The 2,354-nt window shown below is 45.6% G+C and carries 3 protein-coding genes; all 3 read right to left on the bottom strand.

Annotated elements, in window-relative coordinates; all coding sequences use genetic code 11:
• Positions 1 to 435: hypothetical protein (locus EBR25_13180; GenBank protein ID NBW41933.1), on the bottom strand; the 435-nt coding region annotated here is incomplete at its 3' end.
• 116 nt (positions 436 to 551) lie between these two features.
• Entirely contained in the window at positions 552 to 1,709 is a 1,158-nt protein-coding gene (locus tag EBR25_13175) for a hypothetical protein (protein ID NBW41932.1), read from the bottom strand.
• Between the two features lie 427 nt (positions 1,710 to 2,136).
• A partial coding sequence (locus tag EBR25_13170; GenBank protein ID NBW41931.1) for a hypothetical protein occupies positions 2,137 to 2,354 on the bottom strand: 218 nt, incomplete at its 5' end.

Below are 2,354 nucleotides of genomic sequence, written 5' to 3'. Positions count from 1 at the left end.
GTCCCAACACGGGGTCTTTGTCGCACCAATCCCTAAGAAGCCTCCCCTCTTAAAGATCTTCCGCGAAAGACAATCCTTTAAATCTTCCATCTGGCTGGCAAAGATCCCCGGAAATTCTCCCCAAACGAGCTTTGAATCAAGCTTTCCATTCAGGTCAGCAGCCAAAGTGCACTCCTTGTAACCCTGCCGCCAGTACAAGGGATCGTCTGGAATTGAATTAAAATCTTCTCCGTCAGATTTCTCACTTGCAGCTTCTTCAGCCGAAAAACATTGGATCGCCTCGCGGCGTTTCGTTTCAACTATCAGGGATGCAAGAGACAAGTCATGAGTACATGAATCAGCCAGGGCGATTCCTCCTCTGGCAAAGTTAGAAGCCAAAAGGAGTGAAGCAAAAGCAACTTTAAAGGCGCTCTGAAGTCGAGTGTAGATCGTCATGTTAGGTAAATCGATCTACCGAAAGAAATTCTAAAGCAAGAATGTTCCCCCACTCCTCTTAAGAAATATTCGTAGCAGATGATCAAGCGCCACCCTCAATTACGTACCCACCAAGATTAAAAAAGATGGTGGTACCTGATTACTGGAGCGAGTTCATGAAGTTCTACATTTGAGTTAACCGCCTGAGTTTCCACTTGGTCATAATGCGTGTACTCACCATGACACACATTGCATCGTCGCCCGAGATGATAAGACACTTCACCTTCACAACTGCCCTCCCATGAAATGACGGGAGTCCCTGCCGAATCTAATGCTGATACGGTGCAGGAATTATCGGTGCAATCTCTATCCGTGCAACAGGATGAGCCTCCAACTTTAAGCTGTACATGCGGAGTGACGAGAAGTTTTTTAACAAGGTCATCAGTCAGTTTCCATCTGCACTTGCATGGTTCTGGCGATTCAGTAATTCCTCCGCCGAATAGACTGTGCCAGGCAATTATTGAGCCCGTAGAAAAGAACGTATAGGATGCACCGATCAATCCAGCTGCACCGTTAACACAATCCGCGAGTTGTCTATCACATCTTAAGGTCTCACTGGCCGGATTGTTTCGATAACATTCATCGTGGCGGATAGCACAAGCTTCAACTTCATCCGGTGTAAACCAAGGTATTGGACCAAGTCCATAAAGCGGACCACTAGAGCCAAGAGCATCTTGAATTTCATCTTTGCAGAGAGGGCCAGTCGTAATTGCTAAAGCTGTTCTGCCTCCCCCTGTTACGCGCACTCCACTGTTATTGAGATCCATAAAAACCCCTAACATTCCGAGCAGAACAGCTTCTTGCATCCGAATCGGTGGTATTGGTCCTCTAATTGGAACCAAGTCATTAAACGACTCATTTAAAAAAGTGAGATTCCAAGGATTAGGTTCGACTCGAGTGAGAGTGCCAGAGAAATTGGTCTTGGATCCTTGTTGAGTAATCAATAAATCTAATGTCGCAAATGGCCCGCCGACTGTAAAAAACTGAAGCTGAAGATGAGGTCCACTTCTTGAGTTGGTAACCGTACCATCTACAAACAGAGGTTCAGGCTGCGTTGCAACAACACATGGTAACGAACTGCATGCCAGATCAGTGGCATGAAAGAAATGCTGTGAAATTTTCCCTACGGAGGTAGGAACTGTCGATCTAGGTGAGATTTGAGCGAACGCTACTGAAGTACTAAAGAGAATGATCAGAAAACAAGAGACTAGAGATGTTGAGATAGAACCTTTCATGCCTTAACAACCTGCAATTTGACCCTACCCCTTATGTAGAGTGTTATGAAAAAACGAATTCTGCGTGTGCCATGAAAAGTGCTTGGATCACTCCAAGGAGATGACATCTTTTGGTGTGAACTGGGGTTTTTAGGCAAGCTAAGCATTCTAAACAATAAGAATTACGTTACCAACGGCTCTTTCTCTCACGGACTTCGGGGAATGTGGGGAATTTTCCGATACAATCGTCCCCCCAGTAATCAGGTACCACCATCTTTTTTTCATTAAATGACGAACCGATGAGACGACCTCCTCCGATAGTTCGTGAGTATGAGAAAAAAAGATGATCGGGCGGGATCACCGGGAGCACTGGATTACTGGGGGCTTGAGAAAAGATAATCGGAAGAGGCACCTGTCATGAAAGCACAGCACCTCTTCCGAATCCTCATTAGAATTCCTTCCGAACACAGAGACCAATACGCTCCTTGCCGTTCTCATCAATAGCAGTCACGAATCCACTATCACGAAGACTCTGAGAATCTCGGGTATCGCGAGTTGCTTTACACACAACAACTGTCTCAAGTGGGAGAGCTCCGTCTCCATCTCCGATTCTATAAGTACTTTCAGCAATACCACTTGCACATCGTCTATCTTTCGTGTTTTCTT

This window comes from bacterium (genome assembly GCA_009926305.1).
Classification (GTDB): domain Bacteria; phylum Bdellovibrionota_C; class UBA2361; order UBA2361; family RFPC01; genus RFPC01.
This window is presented reverse-complemented; position numbering and strand designations above follow the sequence as displayed.

Excerpts from the sequence above, each read along its gene's own strand:
- EBR25_13175 (NBW41932.1), bottom strand. The coding sequence starts at position 1,709 with ATGAAAGGTTCTATCTCAACATCTCTAGTCTCTTGTTTTCTGATCATT.